The following is a 710-nucleotide window of genomic DNA, read 5'->3' on the forward strand; positions in this document are numbered from 1 at the left end:
TTCTTAACTGATACCGCTCGTAACGGTGCTATGCCCTCATTTATGTGGCTTCTGGCACCAATTGCTGAGTATTTTCATAGTGGTTATGATCCCCGTATCTGGGTAGAAAATTCAAGAACCATGGTGAATTGGAAAGGAGCCTTCATGGTAGAGCTCGTGAATCATTTATCGGATGATTTTATCCCCAAGCTGTACCATCGATTTCGCCATACCCCTGAAAGCTTATTACCAGAGAAAGATAATCAACAGGAAAAGACAGATTTCTTTTTTGAAATACTGTGTGAAGTAACCGGACAAGACCTGACTTTGTTCTTCAGACACTGGTATGTTCCTGTCAGTGAAGAGGCTTATCAACGTGTGGCAGGAAAGGGGTATTCCCATCCCCGCTGGTTGTATCATGATGGTTTATAACTGACTGAAGAGACTAACAGGAAGGTTAGGCAGTCAGCATTCAGACCATGATAGATTTTTCCAACGTATTGATTGGGAGAATAGTAATGGTCAAATCTGGTTATCGAAAAGTCACCTGTTCCGTTTTCCGGGCTCTATGGCTGGCTTTTTTGGCCTGTATTGCTTATGAACCATGCTTTGGCATGATCCTGGAAGATCCGGAAGAAAAATACAAAGCTTATATGCCCATGGGGGATGACTTTCCAGGCACGGTTAGCAGCGATGCTGAGCGGGTGACGGAGACCTTCTCATTTCAGCTG

Annotated in this window: 2 protein-coding genes; both read left to right on the forward strand. The window is 44.1% G+C overall.

Annotated elements, in window-relative coordinates; translation table 11 throughout:
- On the forward strand, nucleotides 1-411 hold a 411-nt coding region (locus E1189_RS00800), incomplete at its 5' end, for a M60 family metallopeptidase (protein WP_230459879.1).
- A gap of 86 nt (nucleotides 412-497) precedes the next feature.
- The coding region (locus E1189_RS24465) for a hypothetical protein (protein WP_230459880.1) at nucleotides 498-710 on the forward strand (213 nt) is incomplete at its 3' end.

This window comes from Parendozoicomonas verongulae (genome assembly GCF_009711465.1).
Taxonomy (GTDB): Bacteria; Pseudomonadota; Gammaproteobacteria; order Pseudomonadales; family Endozoicomonadaceae; genus Sansalvadorimonas; species Sansalvadorimonas verongulae.